Below are 20,879 nucleotides of genomic sequence, written 5' to 3' on the forward strand. Positions count from 1 at the left end.
TGATCCTCACCGCCCGAACAGCTTTTTGGTATTGCCGTGCGCAACTGTACCAGTCTTTACCTATTAGTATCGTTGCAAAAATCGCCAAGGATGGTGGACAGCGGAAATTTCGCGTTTGTTGGCGCCGAGCTTTCGTATCGTTCATGTACCATCATATCGCCAACTAACGAAGCCAGCATCCAACGTTGGCGACATAGTCAGGATCTAATGGGATGCGAAACTATTCGACGATGCCCTTCGCCGATGTCCGGCGGGATTATTTGGCGACAAGCACGACGGCTATGCCAGCCGGCGGGCTCATTGCGTGGTCGATACTCGCCGTCGCCGCATACGCTTTTGGTGACGCGCTGCCTTACTTTGCACCTTTTATCGCCGCTGCGATTCCCGTTCCCATCGCTATTGCGATCGACAAATTTCGTGGAAAGCTGGGCCTGTGGAGGGAAGGAAACGACAATCCTATCGCCCGGCTTTTTATGCGTTTTATCACCGTCGTCGGGCTGCTCGTCCCGCTCGTCATAATCGCCGCCCGAGCGACTGGCGAGCTTGATCTCCTCATTCTAGGACTTGCAATTCTTTCAGGCGTTGTCTGGGTTCCTCCTGGATGGGGTGCTGACGATCCGGCGGGCTTTACCCACTTCGTATTGCGATCTGTCCTCTGTTACGCCGCTTACTTGATTGTCCCGGATGACCTTCGGGGCGCCGCTATCGCGGGTGCGGCGGCGGTGTCTTATGTCTATGCCATTAGGGCGATGCGGAAGCCCTCCTCGGTTCAAAGGCCGGCATGACCGTTGTGTTCAACCCAAGATTATTCACCGGCGATTTGAGATTCGAATGGCCACAATGGGCTTCGTCCCCCAATCATTCCATTGGCGGAGTCTCAGTATCCGAGCACCTTATCGCGCCCTTAAATCGTTCACTTCCGGCCGAAAAGTTTCTCCACGTCCGTCATAGATAATTTGACCCACGTAGGCCGGCCATGATTGCACTGCCCGGAATGCGGGGTAACCTCCATTTCCCTGAGCAATGCGTTCATTTCCGCGACGGAAAGGATGCGGCCGGCGCGGACGGAGCCGTGGCAGGCCATCGTGGCGGCGACGTGGTCGAGGCGCTCCTTGAGGCTGAGCGCTTCGTCGAAGGCGGCTAGTTCGTCGGCGAGATCGGTGACGAGGCCGGTGACGTCGCTTTGGCCGAGCATGGCGGGGACGGCGCGGACGAGCATTGCGCGCGGCCCGAACCGTTCGAGATCGAGGCCGAAATCGCTGAGTTCCGTGGCGCGCGCTTCGAGACGGTCGCAGGCGGGTTCGTCCAGTTCGATCACTTCGGCGAGCAATAGCGCCTGGCTGGCGACGCCGCCATCGGCCATCGCCTTGCGCATGCGTTCGAGGACGAGACGTTCGTGTGCAGCGTGCTGATCGACGAGGACGAGGCCGTCCGATGCCTCCGCGACGATATAGGTCTTGGCAACCTGCCCGCGCGCGACCCCCATCGGGAAGGCGGCGACTTCGGGCGGCGGGGCATAAGCGGGTTCGGCGCGCGCCTGCGGCGTAGGAGCAGTGAAATGCTGGCGGCGATCCTGAACCGAATATTGGCGGTCCCAAAGGTTTGGTGTCTGCCGTTCCGAGAGGGCATAGTCCGACGTGACCGTTGGATCCGGATGCCCTGTCGGTGGGGGGCCACGATGAAGCCTCCGCCCCCGGCCCCGCAGGTTCAGACGTCCACGCGGCCATCGCATCCTCGCCCGGCCGCTGGACGCTGCGATGTCCGGCCTCGTCCAGCGCACGGCGAAGGCCACTGACGATCAGGCCGCGGACCATTGCCGGTTCGCGGAAGCGCACCTCGGTCTTGGCCGGGTGGACGTTGACGTCGACCGCGTCCGCCGGAACGTCGAGGAACAAGGCAACCATTGCGTGCCGATCGCGCGGCATCATCTCGGCATAGGCGCCGCGGATCGCGCCGATCAGGAGGCGGTCCTTCACGGGCCGTCCGTTGACGAACAGATATTGGTGATCGGCAATGCCGCGATTGAAGGTTGGCAGGCCTGCAATACCCCCGAGCGTCAGCCCTTCCCGTTGCAGATCGACCGCGACACCATTGTCGATCATGCCCTTGTCGGTAAGCGCGGCGACCCGTTGCGGCAGGCTGTCTCCCGCGGCGACCTGCAAGGCGCGGCGACCGTCATGATCGACCGAGAAGGCGATGTCGGGACGCGCCATCGCGAGCCGTTTCACCACGTCCAGGCAGGCGGCATATTCCGAGCGGGACGTGCGCAGGAACTTGCGGCGCGCCGGGACTCGTTCGAACAAGCCCTCGACGCGGACGCGCGTGCCAGGCGGCACACCGGCGGGACCTTCCGACACCAGAGTGCCATTGTCGACGATGCGGGCCCAGCCCTCCGCCCCGCGCACCCGGCTTTCCAGCGTCAGCCGCGCGACACTGGCGATCGAGGGCAACGCTTCGCCCCGAAATCCGAGCGTCGCGACGTTTTCGATCGCGCCATCGACCAGCAGATGATCGGGCAGCTTCGAGGTGGCGTGGCGTTCGAGCGCGAGTGCCATGTCATCCGGGCTCATGGCGCAACCGTCGTCGATCACCTCGATCCCGTCGATCCCGCCGCCAGAAAGGCGGATATCGACTCGGTGGGCGCCCGCATCGACGGCATTCTCGACAAGCTCTTTCAGCGCGCTGGCGGGTCTTTCCACCACTTCACCGGCAGCTATGCGATTGACGAGATGTTCGGGCAGGCGTCGTATTGACATGGGGGTTGCTCTAGACCAAGCGACGGCTTCCCGCGACCCGGAACTGAACGGCAAACCTGAGCGTGGAACCCATGCCCAGGTCGCCGTGCTTTACCCGTTTCGCGCAAGATATCTACGCGCACTGCCGCCTCTTCGCACGATCGCGTGTTCGGGCGCGGCCAATAACGGAACGATTCATGGCTTTCTTCTCGCGCCTGTTCAGACTGATGTCGCACGACATGGCGATCGATCTCGGCACCGCGAACACCGTCGTCTATCTTCGCGGGCGCGGGATCGTGCTCAACGAACCGTCCGTCGTGGCGATCGAGACGATCAACGGCGTCAAGAAGGTCAAGGCGGTCGGTGAGGACGCGAAGCTGATGATGGGCAAGACGCCCGACAGCATCCAGGCGATCCGCCCGCTCCGCGATGGCGTGATTGCGGATATCGACGTGGCCGAGCAGATGATCGGGCATTTCATACGGAAGGTGCACGGCGGCAAGAAGCCGTTCCTGCGCTGGCCGCAGATCGTCATCTGCGTGCCGTCGGGATCGACTTCGGTCGAGCGCCGCGCGATCCGTGACGCCGCATCCAATGCCGGCGCGTCGCAGGTGTGGCTGATCGAGGAGCCGATGGCAGCCGCGATCGGTGCGGACATGCCGGTGACCGAGCCGATCGGGTCGATGGTCGTCGATATCGGCGGCGGCACGACGGAAGTGGCGGTACTGAGCCTGCGCGGTCTGGCGTACACCACGTCGGTACGTGTTGGCGGCGACAAGATGGACGAGGCGATCGTTTCCTATGTCCGCCGCAATCACAATTTGCTGATCGGCGATTCCACCGCCGAGCGGATCAAGCAGGAGGTCGGCGTTGCGAAGCCGCCGGCGGATGGCATCGGCCTGACCATCCACGTCAAGGGTCGCGATCTGGTCAATGGCGTGCCGAAAGAAATCCAGATCAATCAGGGCCAAATCGCCGAGGCATTGTCCGAGCCGGTCGGGGCGATCGTCGAAGGCGTCCGGATCGCGCTGGAAAATACCGCGCCGGAATTGGCGGCGGACATCGTGGATCAGGGCATCGTCCTGACAGGCGGCGGCGCATTGCTGTCCGGCATTGACGAAGTTCTGCGCGACGAGACCGGCTTGCCCGTGACGATCGCCGACGATCCGCTGATCTGCGTCGCGCTCGGCACCGGCCGCGCGCTGGAAGATCCGATGTTCCGGGGAGTGCTGCACAGCGCCTGATTGCCGGTGTCGGAATTGCCCGCGATGCGGATCGCAGCGACCGGCACCGCATGATAGGACGCGTCGATACACCGAAACCCGCCCGATCCATCTCGATCGCGCAGCTTGTGAAGGGATAGAATGGCGCCGTCTCGCAACCGGCGCCCGGGGTTTTCGCGACGGGCGCAATACGGTTTGTTCCTGGGATATGTCATCGCGGTCGCCGGTGCGGTTGTCGCGGTGGTGCTGCTTGCCTTCGCCACGATGAACCCGCCTGTATTCGCCGCCATGCGCGCCTCGCTGGCCGAGATCACGACGCCGATTTCTTCGGGCGTAGCGGGGATCGGTCGCGGGATAGCGGCGATACCCGAAGGCATTTCGGAGCATTTCGCGACCGTCGACAAGAATGCCGAATTGCGCCGCGAACTGAACGACGTGCAGGCGTTGCTGCTGCGCGCGCGGACGTTGGCGCGGGACAATCGCAGGTTGACGGCGTTGCTGCAGATCCGCGAACGCGTCGCCGTTCCCATCGTCGCCGCCCGGCTGGTCAATTCCTCTGCATCCAGCACGCGGCGAACGGCGACGCTGAACGCGGGCACGTGGCAGGGCGTCAAGGTCGGGCAACCGGTGCGGGGCCCGGATGGCTTGATCGGCCGAATTCTGGAGGCGGGGCCGAACACGTCGCGCGTCTTGTTGATCACCGATGCCGAAAGCCGCGTTCCCGTACGCCGCACGCGCGATGGCCTGGTGGCGCTTGCGGACGGACGCGGCGACGGGCTGTTGCAGATCAATGCCGGGACCCTGTCGAACGTCTCGCTCGCGCCGGGCGACGTTTTCGTCACGTCCGGCAATGGCGGAATATATGCCCCGGGCATTCCGGTGGCTCGCGTGATCGAGCGCGGGCAGGATAGCGCCCGTGCCCGCAGCTTCGCACGACCCAACACGCTGGACTTCGCGCTGGTACAAGACATCTTCCTGCCGCCCCCGCCACCTCCACCGCCCGCCGCGGGACCGACGCCGGTGCCGGTAGCATCGCCGACGCCGTCGCCCTCCCCGGCCCGCTCGCCCACGCCGTCTCCCGCCCCATCGCGCCCGGCCGGCAAATGAAGCGCCCCCATCCGCAGCCGCGCCGGGGCCCGTTCGATCCCGCGCCCGCCGGCAAGCTGTCGCGCGCCCTGCCCGCTCTGACGGTGATGTTGGGTTCGCTGGTGACGATCTGGCCGTTAGTCGCGACGATCCCGGTATTACCGCCGATGGGGCTGCTGATGCTGCTCGGCTGGCGGCTGATGCGGTCGGACAATTTCCACATCTGGGCTGCGCTGCCGCTCGGGCTGTTCGACGACCTGTTGAGCGGTCAGCCGCTCGGCAGTTCGATGCTGCTGTGGATGCTGTGCTTCTTTGCGATCGACCTGATCGAACAACGTTTGATGTTCCGCGATTTCTGGCAGGACTGGCTGATCGCGTCGGGCGCGATCGCATTCTGCCTGATCACCGGGAGGTTCTTCGCCACGCCGATCACCGCGCACGTCGACACCGTGTTGTTGGTCCAGGTCGCCATTACGATCATGCTATTTCCCGTCGTCTCGCGGCTATGCGCCTGGCTTGATGAGAAGCGCGAGAGCGCATAGATCGACCCATGCGGATCGTTACCGAACAATCGCAATCATACAGCTTTTCGCGTCGTGCCGTGATGCTTGGCGTTGCGCAGGGCGGCGTCGGGCTGATGCTGGCAGGGCGGATGGCGTGGCTGTCGATCGCGCAGAACGAGCATTATCAGGCGATGTCGGAAAGCAACCGCGTCAACATGACGCTGGTACCGCCCCGGCGGGGCTGGATCGTCGACCGCAACGGTGCGCCGATCGCGAACAACCGGACCGACTTTCGCGTCGATATCATCCCCGACAGGCTGGAGGACAAGGATCGCGTGCTCGCGGTTCTGGGCCAGATCCTGAGCCTGCCGCCCGAGGAGATCGAGCGGATCAATATCGATCTGAAGCATGCGGCGGGCTTCCAGCCTGTGCAGGTGATCGAGAATCTAGACTGGGAGCGGTTTGCGGCCGTCAGTGTACGTCTGCCCGAATTGCCGGGGGTCGCGCCGACGCGTGGATTTTCGCGCAACTATCCAGCGGGCGCGGCGGTCGCCCATCTGACGGGATATGTCGGCGCCGCGTCGGCCGACCAGTACCGCGAAACGAAGGACCCGTTGATGGTCACGCCCGGTTTCAAGCTGGGCAAGGATGGCCTCGAGAAGACGCTGGAACCGTCGCTGCGGGGATCGCCGGGTGCGAAGCGGGTCGAGGTGACCGCGCGCGGTAAACTGGTCAAGGAGCTGGAGACGCGGCCCGACGTGCCGGGCAAGACAGCGCGGCTGACCATCGATGCGGGCCTGCAGGAATATGCCGCACGTCGGCTGGGTACGAATAGCGGATCTGTCGTGATGATCGATTGCGACACCGGCGACATCCTGGCGATGGTGTCGATGCCGGCTTACGATCCCAACCTCTTTTCGGACGGTATCAGCCATCTCGAATGGAAGATGCTGTCGGACAACGACCACGTGCCGTTGATGAACAAGACGCTGCAGGGGCTGTATCCACCCGGTTCGACCGTCAAACCGATGAACGCGCTGGCTTTGTTGAATGCCGGCGTGAGCGCGAGCGAGCGCGTCAATTGTTCGGGTGCCATGCGGTTGGGCACCGGCGTATTTCATTGCCACAAACGCGGCGGGCACGGTCCGCTGGATATGAAGAATGCAGTGATGCAAAGCTGCGACATCTATTTCTACGAGATGGCGCGCCGCGTAGGATATGACGCGATCGCCCCCGTCGCACGGACGCTGGGCATGGGGCAGAAGTTCGATCTTCCGTTCGGATCGCAGCGCTATGGCACGATGCCGGACAGCGCGTGGAAGCAGAAGAAGTACAAGACGAGTTGGACGATCGCGGATTCCCTGAACGCCTCGATCGGACAGGGCTACGTGTTGGCCAATCCGTTCCAGCTGGCGGTAATGGCGGCGCGGATCGGATCGGGCAAGAACCTGATCCCGCGCCTGTTGATGAGCGGCCCGGCGCCGAACCCGCAGCCCCTGCCCTATTCGGCGGAGCATCTGGCCGTCGTTCGCGAGGCGATGTTCGGCGTGGTCAATCAGGGCGGCACGGGCGGGCGAGCACGGATGCTCGTGCCCGGCGTCGCGCTGGCGGCGAAGACCGGCACCGCACAGGTGCGCCGCATCACAATGTCGGAGCGGGCCGGCGGGGTGCTGAAGAATTCGCAATTGCCGTTCAAGATGCGCGATCACGCGTTGTTCGTCTGCTTTGCACCCGCAGATAAGCCGAAATACGCAATGGCGGTGGTGCTCGAGCATAACGGCCATACGGTTGCCAATCTGGATACGCCGCTCACCGGTCGTGACATCATGACCTATATGTTCGATCGCGAGCGCGCGCTGGCATCCTTGGCGGAGGTCGAGCCGACTTGGGGCGGTGATATCGCGACGCGCGCTACCGCAGAGGCGGCGGCTTACCGCGCCGCTGCCACTGCACCGCCTCCGGCGGTCGGGCTGGCCACCGAACAGAATGCCGGCGCACCGACCGACGCGCCGGCGGTCGAGGCTGCGACCGCCGCCGCCAACGCCACCGCAGAGGCGCAGGCGCACGATACCGCGACCGGCAACGGCATCGCGCAGACCACGGGATCACCGGAACCACGATGAGCAGCCGTAACTTCGTTCCCGCCCCGCTCGCGCAATTGCCGTGGAAGGTGATCTTCCTCGTCTCGGCGATCGGCGGTTTCGGACTGATCGTCCTCTACTCGGCCGCCGGGGGCAGCTGGCAACCCTGGGCCTTCAACCAGGGCATCCGGTTCGCGGTGCTGATGAGCTGCGCGATCCTGTTGTCGCGGGTGAAGGCGGATTTCTGGGGCAGTGTCGCATTGCCTGTCTATGCCGGCTTGGTCATCGCGCTGATCCTGGTCGAGCTTCTGGGGGCGGTGCGCGGCGGTAGCCAGAGGTGGCTCGACCTTGGCTTCATCCGGTTGCAACCGTCCGAATTCATGAAGCCGTTCATCGTGCTCGCTTGCGCCAAGTTCTACGATCTACTGCCACCCGGGGAAACGCGACGCTTCGGCGCGATCTGGCCCGCGGCGCTGTTGATCGGCATACCCGCGGCGCTCGTGATGAAGCAGCCCGATCTCGGCACCGCGCTCATGATCACCGCGGGCGGTGTTACGGTCGTCTTCCTGGCCGGCGTACCGATCCGCCTGTTCGTCGGCGGTACGCTGGCGCTGGGGGCGATGGTGCCGTTGGTGTTCAATTACGTGCTGCACGATTACCAGCGGAACCGTATCCTGATCTTCCTGGATCCCGAAAGCGATCCGCTGGGCACCGGTTATCATATCAGCCAGTCGAAAATCGCGATCGGGTCGGGCGGGGTCTTCGGCAAGGGCTTCCTGAACGGCACGCAGAACCATCTGGACTATTTGCCCGAAGGGCATACCGACTTCGCACTGGCGACGATGATGGAGGAATGGGGGCTGATCGGCGGCGTTGCGCTGATCATCGCTTTTCTAACCGTGATCTTCTGGGGCGCCAGCGTCGCGTTGAACGCGCAAAGCCGTTTCGCACGCCTTGCCGCCGCGGGGCTTTCTGCGACGATCTTCTTCTACGTCGCGATCAACATGTCGATGGTTATGGGCCTTGCGCCGGTGGTGGGCATTCCCCTGCCCTTTATCAGCTATGGCAGCTCGGCCCAGCTCACCGTCCTGCTGTGTCTCGGCATTTTGATGTCGATCGACCGGCAAAACCGGCAGACCAACCGCTGGTGATGAAAAGCGGTACGCAATCATTAAAAAAGGGGTTGCATTCCCGCCCGGCGATGGTAGTTCGCGCCCTCCCCGAACGCGGTGGCGCCCTCCAAAGCGCCAATGACACCGCCCGGATATGGACGCATAGCTCAGTTGGTAGAGCAGCTGACTCTTAATCAGCGGGTCCTTGGTTCGAGCCCAAGTGCGTCCACCATTCTTCTCCCGAAAACAGGACGACAAGCGATCGTCAGGCCGCGAAACGCATCTGTATCGACAGCATTTCGGTGAGCGCGGAAATCGGCACCGGTCTGGATATGAGATACCCCTGGGCGAGGTCGCAGCCGCACGCTTTCAGGAACGTCAGGCACTCCAGGTCTTCTACGCCCTCAGCGACGACCTTCAGCCCAAGCTTATGAGCCAGTTCGATCGTCGATCGAACGAGAACCGCGTCGTTCACGTTGCGGGAGGCGTGCTGGACGAAGCTGCGGTCGATCTTCAACTCGCTCAGCGGCAACTGTCGAATGTAGGTCAGCGTGGATTGTCCGGTGCCATAATCATCCATCGACACGGCGACGCCCAGTTCCCGGTACCGGTTGAGTGCTGCGATTGCGCGTGCCGGGTCCGACATCGCGGCAGACTCGGTTACCTCGAAGATCAGAGACGAGGTCGGTACGCAAGATGATTTCAGAATATCTTCGACGGCGGTGTTGAAGGCTGTGTCGGAGAGGAGTTTGGCAGATATGTTGACCGCTGCGGTGACGTCAGGGTGCTCGATGCGCCAGATCGCAAGGTCACTGACGACGCGGTGCAGCACATAGAGCGTCATCGCTTCGATCCGGTTCGTCTTTTCCGCCATCGGGATGAATAGGTCCGGGCCGATAAACCCGCGTTCCGGATGCTTCCAGCGAACCAACGCCTCGACGCTAGCGATTCGGTCTTCGCGCAGGCTGTATTTCGGTTGATAATAGACTTCGATCAGATCGGTGCGGAGCGCATCATCCAATTCGCCCATCAGCGAAATGTCGGCGTCGCGCCCGGCCCCGTCTCGCGCGCCGTCATGCCAGAACTTGCCGAGCCTGACGGCCTCCTCGGCGGCAATCACCGCGTCGAGCAGCAGGCTTCCCACGCCATCGGTGCCGGAGGCGACGCCGGCCGACGCCATGACGTCGGCGCGGCGGCCTGCCACCTCGACAGGCTGGCGCAGCACGATCCGCAGACCCTCGAGCGTGTCGTCCAGACAATGATCCGCCGGCAAACGGAAAGCGAGTTGCCGGTCCCCGGTTCGGAACACCGCGCGGTCGCGGGCGATCAGCGCCAGCCGCTCGGAGACGCGAACGATCAGGTCGTCGCTCGGACCGGCGCCCAGTACCGCCTGCAGACTATCGTAATTGTCGATCTGGACCACAACCAGCGTCGCCGACGCGTCCATCTCCCCTGCCGCGATCATCGCCTTTTTATTCGGCAGCCCGGTGGCCTCGTCGATCGTGCGTTGGCGCCGGAACCGTGCAGCAGCCTCGCGCAGGCCGCAGATCATGCCAGCCACGGCGATCATGCCGAGCGGCGGGACCAGCGGGTAGGTAATGAGCAGCCAATGTTGCGCCACCAATGCCGCGATGACGATCAGGACCAGCGGCGCGCCAACCGTGGCAACCAGCATTCCGGTCGAGCGGGACGCGACGATCAACCCGGTTGCGATCATGCCGACGACGAACAGGGTCAACGCCGAACCGGTGAGCGGCACCCCCCGTAGCAATGTCTCCGCGGCCATCGCCTGGATTACGACGCCGGGTATCACACCCCATTGCGGCGTTCCGTACCGATCGCCCATTTCGATCGCAGTCGCCCCGATCAGAATATCGTGGCCGCGCACCGCCGAACGATCGAACCTGCCTTCGATGACGTCGATCAGGCTGAGTCGCGGAATCGTTGCAGGATCAATCGAAAGGTCGATCGCGAACTCGGTCCCCGCGCTGCCGGATCGCTGCGCGATATAGGCGGCAAGCGACGGACGCGGCGTTCCATCGGTCATGGTGCCATAAAGCATGGCGCGCACCTGTCCGTCCGGGTCGGGCGCGATGTTGACCGAAGCCAATGCGACGTGTGGCCGGAACTTCCGGATCGGCAGGGCATCGATGATCCGCTGATCGGTCGAACTTTCGCTCTGCCCGAAAGTGGCCAGGGCCACCCTGCCCTCCGCGCGGGCCAGCGAAGCCGCGAAGGCGGTATCGCCAGCATTATCCGACGGCGTCGAGAAATCGACGTCGAACACGATCGAGCTTGCACCTGCCAAGCGGAGGCGATCGACGGCCTTGGCATAGTTCGACCGCGACCACGGCCATCGCCGGATCGCCGCAACGCTACGCGCGTCCATCTCGACGATGACGACCTTGCCGCTGGGCGGGCGATCGAACGCCGCGAACCGGGCGGGCGAGATCGCGCGTTCCAGCGCCGATCCCACGCTTCCGAACGACAAATAGGATCCAAGAAGCGCTATCGCAAACAGGATCGCCCAGGACGAAAAGCGCGCGGCCTGAAACGCGGCCCGGAAAGCCTTGGGTCGCATCAGAATATCCGCGACAAGCGGAAGGAGATGCGCGGGCGGCGATCTTTCGTGTCGAAGCGATCGCGGTTGATCGGCAGTGCGACCTCCAGCATCCCGTCGATCCGCCCGCGGCCGATCCGTAAGCCCGCGGCCGTGGACAGGAGCGAGCCGCCCCCGGGGCCGTTGCGAAGGTTGCCGACATACCCTCCGTCGACGGCGCCGTAAATTTGCGCGCGATCCACCACGCCGGGCGCGAGCCGGCCGAAGTCTGCGCGTAGCTCCGCCCCACCCAGGATGCCCTGGTCTCCGGTGCGTTCCGCATAATCGTATCCGCGTCCGAACACCGGCCCCCAACGCCGATCTCCGTCGTGGCAAGCAATGGTCGGGAAGCGATCTGCGCCTGCGATGTGAGCGCTACGCTTAATCGCTCAGACAGGCGCGTGGCCCATTCCAGATCGTAGTTCAGTGTGACGAAACGTGCGTCGCCGTCGCTACGCGAGATGCGGCGATCGCCTTCGTGCGTCATGCCCGGTAACGGCAACCCCGCAACGATTGTCACACTGCCACGAAGGACGCCGCCCCCCAATCGGCCGTTGCCGTTCAACGCGCCGGAGAGAGTGGTCAGGCGATCATTTCGCAAGGGACTGTCGAGCAGCGTCTGACGACCTTGCAGGCTACGCAGATCGAGGCTCGCCCAGATGGAGCGACGACGATCGCGAAGCAGCGGCACTGTGTAGGACAGGCTGCCGTCATAGCTTTTTCCGATCACCCGCAACGGCAGCAGCGTTCCGCCAGGATGCGCGCGTCCGTAGGAACCGGAAATCGACACGACAGCGCCGTCTGCGTTCACGGGCGTGGAATAGCGCGCCCGGAGAAAGAAGAATTCGGACGGCTGAAAAGGTGTCTGCGCGGAGACCACGCCTAGTTCGTCACCGGATCTCAGAACGCTGCGAAGGCTGCCAAGCAGCGTCGTCCGCAGCGGACCGACCTCCTTGCTGCCGCGGTTGTCGATCTGTGCATACAGACTGGCCCGATCCTCGGCGATCGTGACCAAAAGAATACCGAACCCATCCTGCCGGATATACCGGCTTTCCTTCACCGAAAGCCCGGGGATATCGCCGATCAACAGGATCGCCCGTTCCAGTTGCGCGCGGCGAACGGCGCGCCCTGTTACCAGCGCCCTTGTAAGCATTCGATCGGCGAGCGGATTGTGGGCGCCGATCACGCGGACGGCGGACAGCGTGCCGGCTTCCAGGCTGACACGCAGGACGCCCTGCGCCATTGACTGCGGTTCGATCCAAGCCCTTGCGAACGGATAGCCGGCGTCACGGGCGGCGGCGGCTACGCTGCCGGCAAGTCGCGAAAGATCCCCGTTCCCCAAATTTGCACCCAGGAACGGGACCAAGGCCGCGGCGAACACGCCACGCGGAATCTCATCGCCCCCGACAACGATGATCGCGGACGCAACACGCGGTCTGGCAGCCGCCAGCGGAGCCAGGTCAACGGCCGGGTCGGTGACGACGGGCGGCTGAATTTGCGTGACGGGCGCACCGGGTTTGGGCAGCGAGCGGATCACAATCGAGGGATCGGCCTGGTTCAGCCCCGTCTGCGCGTAGCTGGCAGACGCCATCATGAGAGCGGACGCCGTCCAGACCATCTTACCCAACCAACGCATCCACAATCCCCGTCTTCGATCGAGAATCGGGGGTAAAGCTTATGCCTTTCCAAAAGGTTAGACCGCGTACATTAGTGAACACCGCGTTTACCAGATCGTCTAACATCATGGCAAAGTCTGATGCCTAGCCCGACGGAGAGATTGGTTGGAGAGACGTTGTGCGCAAACCGTTTATCGCAATTCTGGCGGCCAGTTGCTCGACGGCGGCAATGGCCAGCGATGGTGGCTGGAAGATCAGCGAGTCCAGCGGGTCCGTTCAGGTCTTGCATAGCGGCGTGACCAAGATCGCGACGCGCGGGTCGCAGGTAGAGGCCGGCGATACCGTCACGACGGGTCCCGGAAGCCGCGCGGTTCTGGTTCGCGGCACCGAATATATGATGGTTGCCGCGTCGTCCCGGCTGCGTCTGCCGACGGACGTCGCTGCATCCGGCTTCACGCAGGTATTCACGGAAATCGGCAATGTGGTCTTCATGATCAAGAAGAAGATGACAGCGCACTTCGAGGTGAAGACGCCGTATCTTGCCGCCGTGGTGAAAGGCACGACCTTTTCCGTGGGCGTGAGCGCGACCGGGGCATCGGTTCAGGTGCTGGAGGGTGCCGTCGATGTCGCCACCCCCGATGGCGGTGCGCACGATCTGCTGCGTCCGGGGTCCTTCGCGATGGTGGGCGCGAACGATCTGTACCGGATGCAGGTCGAGACTAACGGAATCACCAAGGTCGTCATATCCCCTGCCGCGCCGGCTGTGCCTGCGGTCCCGGTCGATCCAACGATAGTGCCGCCGGCCGCCGAGACGGCCGCGATCGTCCCCGATAGTCCGTCGATAGTCACCGCGGCGTTCGAGGCGCCGGTACCGTTGGCCACTGTCACGGGGGGGTTGGTCAACGGCACGACGGGTGGCGACGCCGATCTCACCGCGCTGGCAAGCGTGTCGAAATCGGCGAACGAAGCGTCCAGTTCCGCGGTCCGTTCGGTAGAAGCCGCCACCAAGTCGATCGCCGCCACGGAAGCGCAGGAACAGGCAAGCGCGGTGGCGGATACACAGGCGCAGGCGGCCGAAGCAGCCGCAAAGGCGAAGGCGGATGCCGATCAGGCGGCACAGCTTGCCGAGTTGGCAGCACAGCGTGCGGCGGAAGCGACGGCGCAGGCGAATGCAGATAAGGTGAGAGGCGAGGCTGCTGCCGCAGCTGCGAAGCTTGCCGCAGACGAGGCGGCTTCCGCTGCAGCGACCGCCGCGCAGGTCGCTGCACAGGCGGAGGCCGATCGCGTTGCCGCACTTTCCGTCGTCACGCAGATGCAGGCGGCTGCGGATCAAGCCGCAGCCGCCGCGGCAGCTGCTGCCGCCACCGCAGCGAGTTCGGGCAATGATCCCCAGGCGGTGGCAATGGCCGAGAAGGCTGCACGGGACGCGGCAAAGGCCAGTGACGAGGCGGCCAAGGCGAACGCTGCTGCGGCGCAGGCGCAGGCCGACAAGGCGATGAGAGATGCAGCCAAGGCAGAGACCGACAAGGCAGCCGAGAAAGCGATGAAGGACGCGGCCAAGGCGGCGGATGCCGCTGCCAAAGCGGCCGAGCACGAAGCCGAGAAGCTTGCCGATAACATCATCAAGGCAGCGGGCAAACTTGCCGCCGCCACGCTTGCTGACCTTGCCAAGCAACAGGACAAGGCGGCGCGGGATGCGAAGAAGGCGGCAGACGACGCTGCGAAAGCCGCCGAAGCTATCGCCAAGGCCGTGGCCAAGGGGAACGACGACGCTGCGAAAGCCGCCGAAGACGCGCTCAAGGGGAAGAAGGGCTGACCCGTCGATCCACCGTCGCTCGAACCCTCTTTTCGAAAATCGAGATAATTTCATGCCGGCCGAACAGATCAACCGTGCCGCGCGCAGGCAAAAAAGTTTCCAGCCGGGCACCTGGATGAACGGCGATCAGGTGATTACCCTTCACGTGCTGGATATTTCGGAAAGTGGCGCGCGCGCGCATTCCCCAATGCCGCCTTCCGAAGGGCGATGTGTGCCGATCGTCTGCGGCCTCCCCCTGGGCCGCGCGGTCGTGCGATGGGTGTCGGCCAGTACGTTCGGCCTGGAATTCGTCGTTCCGATTTCGACAGATACGGTAGCCGCCGTCTTGAAGCTGACACCGCGCTGAGTTCCCCCATTCTGTAATCTTCACGCTGGACACGGGAGTTCGTTGAAACCGTAGCCCGGCCAAATCGACGTGATCCGGCCGATCGCTGAACCGACCCGATGCCCGCGGCGTTCAGCATCGGTGCCAGCCTTTCCGTTTCCCGCCGACGCCATCGATGCGCTGCCTTCGCCACCGGATCTCGGGCGTCGGAAGCTGTGGCTGCCGAAACGCGTCATCGTCACCCGGTCCGCAATGGAGTGGGATCACGGGCGGGCGATCGCCGAACGCGCGGGCCGGCTCGGCCTTGACGTCGAGGAATTGCCGTCCGACAGGCTCCCGCTTGCCATGCCGGAAGACGAGCGGAAGGCGTATGCGGCGGCAAAGAACATGCTGGCGGTTGTCGTCGCACCGCCGTCCAAGCGACGGCTGCAACCGATCGCGCCGTCCGCCGACTGGCGTATCGATCTAGCGGAAGGCTGTCCCGCGCATTGCAGCTATTGCTATCTGGCCGGCTCGCTGAAGGGACCGCCGATCACCCGCACCTATGCCAATTTGCCGGAGATCATGGCCGAGATGCCGGCTCATCTCGGCAAGGGCATGGTGACGTCGCGGTCGAGGGCGCGGGCGCAGGAAGGTACGACGTTCGAGGCGAGTTGCTATACCGATCCGCTGGCGCTGGAGCATCTGACGGGATCACTGTCCGCCTTGATCGAACATTTCGGGCGGTGGGACGAAGCGCTCCAGTTGCGCTTCACGAGCAAGTTTGCGGCGGTCGATCCACTGCTGCCGATCGACCACGCAGGGCAAACGCGGATGCGGGCATCGATCAACCCTGCAAGCTATGCACGGCATGAGGGCGGTACGGATCCCGTCGCGGCGCGGCTCCACGCGCTCGCGCGAATGGCCGCAGCCGGGTATCCCGTCGGACTTACAATCGCGCCGATCATTGCGGCGGCGGGATGGGAACAGGCTTATGCCGAACTCATCGCCCAGGCCGGCGCGGCACTGGCGCATATGCCGCACCTCGATCTCACGATAGAATTGATCACGCACCGCTACACGCCGGGATCCCGTGCGGTGCTTCAAAGCTGGTATCCGGGGTCGTCGCTCGACATGACGATGGCGGGTCGGGTGGAAAAGCGGACGAAGTTCGGATCGCTGAAATATGTTTACGATGCCGATACGATGCGCAGTCTTCGGTCATTCTTCGAACATGAGATCACCCGGCACCTTCCCACCGCGCGGATCCTGTACTGGACGTGATGTCGTCGTCGGTCGGTCGAGCCCGGTGCCTTTAGGTTTACGCTGATCGCCTCAGGCCGGCTTCGATCGATCCCGTCGAGCCTGTAGACCGGAACCTTATCGAATCCAGTTTCTTGTTGAAAATGCCTCGCAATATCCTATCGGTCCGCACGATCATCGTCGTGGGATTGAAATATGTTCGCCAGGATTGCCTCCCGTGCCGCAGCGGTCGCGCTGCTGGGCTGCCACGCGGGCACGCTGTTCGCTCAGGAGAAGACGGCCGACAGCGGCGACGACATCGTTGTCACCGCGCAGCAGCAGCGACCGCAGGTCACCAGCGATGGCGCGCTTGGCGCACTTGGCGATCGCCCGGCGCTCGAAACGCCGTTCAACGTACGCAACTACACAGCGCAACTCATTCTCGATCAGCAGGCGGAGACGCTCGGCGAAGTGCTGGAGAACGATCCGTCCGTGCGAACGACGCAGGGATTCGGCAACCAGGCTGAGCTGTTCGTCATTCGCGGCTTTGCGCTGGCGGGTGACGACGTTGCGATAGACGGGCTTTACGGCATCACGCCCCGGCAATTGGTATCGCCGGAATTGTACGACCGGGTACAGGTGTTGAATGGATCGAGCGCGTTCCTCTTCGGTGCCGCGCCTGGCGGTACGGGACTGGGCGGCGGAATCAACCTGATCCCGAAGCGCGCAGAGAAGACGCTGTTTCGCGCGACCGCCAACTATGCCGGTGACAGCGTATTAGGGGGTAATTTCGATGCCGGCGGACGGTTCGGCGCGAACGACGCGTTCGGGCTGCGTGTAAACGGCGTGTATCGCAAGGGCGACACGCCGATCGATGGCGAGCAGCGCAGCGTCCGGGTCGGCGGCGCCGACTTCGATTTCCGCGCCGGACCGGGCCGCTTCTTCCTCGACGTCGGCTATGAGGACCAAAGGGTGTACGCGCCGCGACCACAGGTCCGTTTGGCGAATACCGGGCTTGCCATTCCGCGGGTGCCCGGTGCCGACGCCAATTACGCGCAGCCTTGGGCTTTCACGAAGCTGCGCGACGTCTACGCACTCGCCCGTGCCGAGGTTGACGTTGCGCCCGACTGGACGGTCTACCTGGCGGCCGGCTTCCGCGACGGGCGCGAAAATGGCGAATATGCAACGCCGACCGTGACCAATTCGGTCACCGGCGCGGCAACCCAGGCGCGACTGTTCGTTCCGCGGGAAGACAATAACGAAAGCGGGCAGATCGGCGTGCGGGGCAAGTTTGCCGTCGGCGGCACCACGCACGCGATCAGCGTCGGTGGCACGCTCAACCTCGCCGAGAATCGAAATGCATTTGCCTCCGGTGGTTATGTCACCGCGGCGGGCGGAACGACGACGATGGTCAATACCAACATATACGCACCGGTTGCCGTGGCGCGTCCGATCAATCTCGTCGGCACCGGCGGCAACCTCGCCGATCCGCCGCGCGTGTCGCGGAGCGAGTTCGGCAGCGTCTTCGCGTCCGACACGATCGGGCTGTTCGACGATCGGGTGCTGGTCACCGCCGGCGTCCGGCAACAGCATCTGGTCGTCGACGCCTTCAGCCGGACGACCTTTGCGCGTACGAGCCGATATGACCAGTCGGCCACCACGCCCGTCGTTGGTATCGTCGTCCGGCCTACGCCCACCTTTTCGCTATATGGCAACCGGATCGAAGGATTGGTCCAGGGCCCCACGGCACCGCTGAACGACACAGTCACCAACCCGGGGGAGGTCTTCGCGCCCTATCGCACCGTCCAGTATGAAATCGGCGCAAAGTGGGAAATCCGGCGCCTTACCGCGACGCTGGCGCTGTATCGCACGTCGCAGCCGAACGGTTACAGCATCGCCACGCCGACATCCGCCGCCCCCGCGGCAACCACGTTCGTCGTCGATGGTCGTCAGCGCAACCAGGGTATCGAGATCGGTTTCAACGGCGAACCCGTCGATTGGCTGCGGGTGATCGGCGGCGGGTCGATCAACGATGCGACCTTGCGCCGGACCGCGGGCGGCCTGACGGACGGCAACGATGCGATCGGCGTGCCCGACTATCAGGTCAATCTGGGCCTTGAATTCATCCCGCCTTTCCTGCGTGCCGCGACGCTGACCGGGCGTGTCGTGCATACCGGCCGCCAGTATCTTGACGTCACCAATCGCCAGCGCCTGGATGACTGGACACGGTTCGATCTCGGGCTGCGCTACATCCTGGTCGCCGACGAGCATCCAGTGACGTTCCGGGTGAGCGCGGAGAATGTTGCCGACCGCCGTTATTGGACGTCGGCGTTCGGCGGCTATTTGCTTCAGGGTCAGCCGCGCACCGTCAAGGCATCGATCACGGTCGAGTATTGATGCGCACGGGGACGGTCAGGACGTGGCTGGCGATCCACAAATGGACCAGCCTCGTCTGCACGCTGTTCCTTCTCATGCTGTGTCTGACCGGATTGCCGCTGATCTTCCATGACGAGATCGAGGCGGCGATAGACGACGGTCCTGCGCTTGCGGTGGTGCCGTCGGGAACGCCTCCGCTGCCCCTCGATGCGTTCGTGCGCACGGCCACGGCGATGTACCCGGGCGAGCGACCTCTGTTCATGAGCTTCGACGTCGATCGGCCAGTCGTCAACGTCACCACCGGCAAAACTCCGCAACCGGCTCGCGGCGATTTGCACATCACGGCGATCGATCGTCGAACCGCCCGCCCTGTGGAGGCGCTGGATGAGGATCGCGGCGTGATGGCGTTCATCCTGCGCCTGCACGTCGATATGTTCGCCGGGCTGCCCGGAAAACTGTTCCTCGGCTTGATGGGGTTCCTGTTCTGCATCTCGATCGTATCGGGGATCGTCGTGTATGCACCGTTCATGCGCAAACTGGCGTTCGGCGAGATCCGCACGGCGCGCACGCGCCGGGTACGCTGGCTCGACCTGCACAATCTGCTCGGCATCGCCACCGCCATGTGGGTCGGTGTCGTCGGGCTGACCGGCGTGATCAATACGCTGTCCGAGACGTTGGTGGCGATCTGGCGGACCGACCAGCTCGCTGCCCTTACCCGACCTTATGATGGACAGCCAGCGTTGCCGCCCGCCGCCTGGGGATCACTGGATGCGGCGGTCCGTACGGCACGCGCTGCGGCGCCCGGTACCGACCCGCAATTCGTCGCCTTTCCGGGCACTCGCTTCAGCAGCGAGCATCATTACGCGGTGTGGCTGAAGGGCGCGACGCCGGCGACGCAGCGCCTGTTGACTCCGGCCTTGATCGACGCGCGTACGGGTGAACTTACGGCGATGCGGTCGATGCCGTGGTACATGCTTGCCCTCCGCCTGTCGCAGCCGCTCCATTTCGGCGATTATGGTGGAATGCCTATGAAGATCATCTGGGCCTTGCTCGACATCGTGGCGATCGTCGTGCTGGGGAGTGGCATCTATCTCTGGCTCGGCCGAAGGCGGTCGCCGGCATGAGACGACGCCGTACCACGTTTGCGATTCCAGCCTTCCTGGCGATCACGTCGTTGGTCGCACTGATCGTCGGGTTACTGGGCGATGGCGTCATCGACTTCATCTGCTGGATCGGTATCGCGCTGCCGCTGGCGGCGATCGGTCTTTCCATCGACGGATCACGCCGTTCGAAACACGCCGGCGCGAACCGGCGTTGACCGGTACGCCGCCGTCAGCCCATCACGTCCTTCACCAATTCGGCGGGCGGCCCCAGCAGTTGTTCCAACATTACGGGCGTGAAATCGCGGACGTCCACACCCACGTCGAACTGTCGCGGCATCGGTTTCAGGCGGCCGTGACTATGCCCATGCAAGTTGATCGCCCCCCGATGCTGGCCGTTCCAGCTGCGGAATGCGTAATGACACAGGACAAGCTTGCGCCCGTCCAGCTCCAGTTCGGCATAGTCGCCGACGCTGGCCCAGCCCGTCGCCGTCAGCGTCGCCGCAGGATCGTTGTTACCGCGAAGCAGATGCTTCGTGCCGTTCAATCCCGCGAGCAGGCCGGGGACGTCGGCCGGCCTGCGAGCGACATCGCCCAGATGCCAGACCGTATCGGTTGGCCGGACGACGGAATTCCAGCGCTCCATCATCACCGCGTCCATCGCCGCGACATCGTTGAACGGCCGGCGCTGGATGTTGATCGTGCGATGATCACCGAAATGGGTGTCGGCGGTGAAAAAGATCATCAGGGTTCTCGCTTGCGTCGTTTTCGACTGGGCGGAACGTCCGACATTGCGATACGGCACCCTTTCCGCATTCTCTCGATGATGACACAGTGATGACCGGTGACGACATTCTGCATCTGATAGTAGCGACCCTCGCCCGCAAAATGGGCGGAAGTACGCGGCGCTGGCGTCTGGCGGTCGGCCCGATCCGGGTACACGATCCCGCGACGCACCCACATTGCAACTGGTCGGTATCACCCTCGGGCGATGCGCGTGACATCGCCGCGATCGAGCATCTGCTCGACGAACTGAGATTGTCGCATCCGCTGGTCACGCAGCGATAGCCGCCTCAGACATCAGAA

Annotated in this window: 16 protein-coding genes, 1 tRNA gene and 1 pseudogene; 14 read left to right on the top strand and 4 right to left on the bottom strand. The window is 63.9% G+C overall.

Annotated features, from left to right (window positions below):
• Nucleotides 1–212 precede the first annotated feature (212 nt).
• Complete coding sequence (locus tag H5J25_RS10075) at nt 213–785, top strand: DUF7010 family protein (protein ID WP_202090602.1); 573 nt, start codon at nt 213–215, stop codon at nt 783–785.
• A gap of 128 nt (nt 786–913) precedes the next feature.
• Here H5J25_RS10075 and mutL read toward each other — a convergent pair.
• Nucleotides 914–2,756: pseudogene (mutL, locus tag H5J25_RS10080) on the bottom strand (DNA mismatch repair endonuclease MutL).
• A 176-nt stretch (nt 2,757–2,932) separates the two neighbouring features.
• On the opposite strand from mutL, the gene H5J25_RS10085 reads away from it, so the two are divergent.
• The 6 genes from H5J25_RS10085 to H5J25_RS10110 all read left to right on the top strand — a co-directional run bounded on the left by H5J25_RS10085 (nt 2,933) and on the right by H5J25_RS10110 (nt 8,972).
• Complete coding sequence (locus tag H5J25_RS10085; RefSeq protein ID WP_055779595.1) at nt 2,933–3,979, top strand: rod shape-determining protein; 1,047 nt, start codon at nt 2,933–2,935, stop codon at nt 3,977–3,979.
• Nucleotides 3,980–4,153: 174 nt separating this feature from the next.
• Nucleotides 4,154–5,065 (top strand): rod shape-determining protein MreC, encoded by a 912-nt coding sequence (mreC, locus tag H5J25_RS10090; protein ID WP_318781278.1) that lies wholly within the window; start codon nt 4,154–4,156, stop codon nt 5,063–5,065.
• A complete protein-coding gene (mreD, locus tag H5J25_RS10095; protein ID WP_202090604.1) occupies nt 5,062–5,586 on the top strand; it encodes a rod shape-determining protein MreD in 525 nt (174 codons plus the stop codon). The genes mreC and mreD overlap by 4 nt, the downstream gene beginning before the upstream one ends.
• An 8-nt stretch (nt 5,587–5,594) precedes the next feature.
• Nucleotides 5,595–7,670 (top strand): penicillin-binding protein 2, encoded by a 2,076-nt coding sequence (gene mrdA, locus H5J25_RS10100; RefSeq protein ID WP_202090605.1) that lies wholly within the window; start codon nt 5,595–5,597, stop codon nt 7,668–7,670.
• Nucleotides 7,667–8,779, top strand: coding sequence for a rod shape-determining protein RodA (gene rodA, locus H5J25_RS10105; RefSeq protein WP_202090607.1), 1,113 nt, complete (start codon nt 7,667–7,669; stop codon nt 8,777–8,779). The genes mrdA and rodA overlap by 4 nt, the downstream gene beginning before the upstream one ends.
• Before the next feature lie 117 nt (nt 8,780–8,896).
• Nucleotides 8,897–8,972, top strand: a tRNA-Lys gene (locus tag H5J25_RS10110).
• Nucleotides 8,973–9,005: 33 nt separating this feature from the next.
• Here the strand turns inward: H5J25_RS10110 and H5J25_RS10115 are convergent.
• Together H5J25_RS10115 and H5J25_RS10120 are read right to left on the bottom strand one after the other, a co-directional pair.
• Nucleotides 9,006–11,216 carry a putative bifunctional diguanylate cyclase/phosphodiesterase gene (locus H5J25_RS10115; RefSeq protein WP_225883036.1) on the bottom strand — a complete coding sequence of 737 codons (2,211 nt, stop codon included), beginning with the start codon at nt 11,214–11,216 and terminating at the stop codon, nt 9,006–9,008.
• The gene (locus tag H5J25_RS10120) at nt 11,116–12,975 is read right to left on the bottom strand and encodes a ShlB/FhaC/HecB family hemolysin secretion/activation protein (RefSeq protein ID WP_225883037.1); all 1,860 of its coding nucleotides are present in this window, start codon (nt 12,973–12,975) and stop codon (nt 11,116–11,118) included. Before H5J25_RS10120 ends, H5J25_RS10115 begins: the two co-directional genes overlap by 101 nt.
• Before the next feature lie 158 nt (nt 12,976–13,133).
• Between H5J25_RS10120 and H5J25_RS10125 the strand changes: the two genes are divergently transcribed.
• The 6 genes from H5J25_RS10125 (at nt 13,134) to H5J25_RS10150 (ending at nt 20,011) form a co-directional block, all read left to right on the top strand.
• Nucleotides 13,134–14,771, top strand: a complete 1,638-nt coding sequence (locus H5J25_RS10125) for a FecR family protein (protein WP_202090611.1) — start codon at nt 13,134–13,136, stop codon at nt 14,769–14,771.
• Between the two features lie 52 nt (nt 14,772–14,823).
• Complete coding sequence (locus tag H5J25_RS10130) at nt 14,824–15,117, top strand: PilZ domain-containing protein (protein WP_202090613.1); 294 nt, start codon at nt 14,824–14,826, stop codon at nt 15,115–15,117.
• A 120-nt stretch (nt 15,118–15,237) separates the two neighbouring features.
• On the top strand, nt 15,238–16,359 hold the full coding sequence (locus tag H5J25_RS10135; protein ID WP_225883038.1) for a radical SAM protein: 1,122 nt from the start codon (nt 15,238–15,240) through the stop codon (nt 16,357–16,359).
• 174 nt (nt 16,360–16,533) lie between these two features.
• On the top strand, nt 16,534–18,714 hold the full coding sequence (locus tag H5J25_RS10140) for a TonB-dependent receptor (RefSeq protein WP_202090619.1): 2,181 nt from the start codon (nt 16,534–16,536) through the stop codon (nt 18,712–18,714).
• On the top strand, nt 18,714–19,817 hold the full coding sequence (locus tag H5J25_RS10145; protein WP_202090621.1) for a PepSY-associated TM helix domain-containing protein: 1,104 nt from the start codon (nt 18,714–18,716) through the stop codon (nt 19,815–19,817). Before H5J25_RS10140 ends, H5J25_RS10145 begins: the two co-directional genes overlap by 1 nt.
• Nucleotides 19,814–20,011 carry a hypothetical protein gene (locus H5J25_RS10150; protein WP_202090622.1) on the top strand — a complete coding sequence of 66 codons (198 nt, stop codon included), beginning with the start codon at nt 19,814–19,816 and terminating at the stop codon, nt 20,009–20,011. The genes H5J25_RS10145 and H5J25_RS10150 overlap by 4 nt, the downstream gene beginning before the upstream one ends.
• A 14-nt stretch (nt 20,012–20,025) precedes the next feature.
• Here H5J25_RS10150 and H5J25_RS10155 read toward each other — a convergent pair whose 3' ends face one another.
• Nucleotides 20,026–20,538, bottom strand: coding sequence for a metallophosphoesterase family protein (locus tag H5J25_RS10155; RefSeq protein ID WP_225883039.1), 513 nt, complete (start codon nt 20,536–20,538; stop codon nt 20,026–20,028).
• A 92-nt stretch (nt 20,539–20,630) separates the two neighbouring features.
• Here H5J25_RS10155 and H5J25_RS10160 point away from each other — a divergent pair, with 92 nt between their 5' ends.
• Nucleotides 20,631–20,861, top strand: coding sequence for a hypothetical protein (locus tag H5J25_RS10160; protein WP_202090624.1), 231 nt, complete (start codon nt 20,631–20,633; stop codon nt 20,859–20,861).
• The last annotated feature ends 18 nt before the right edge of the window (nt 20,862–20,879 follow it).

The sequence above is a fragment of the Sphingomonas aliaeris genome (assembly GCF_016743815.1).
Lineage (GTDB): Bacteria > Pseudomonadota > Alphaproteobacteria > Sphingomonadales > Sphingomonadaceae > Sphingomonas > Sphingomonas aliaeris.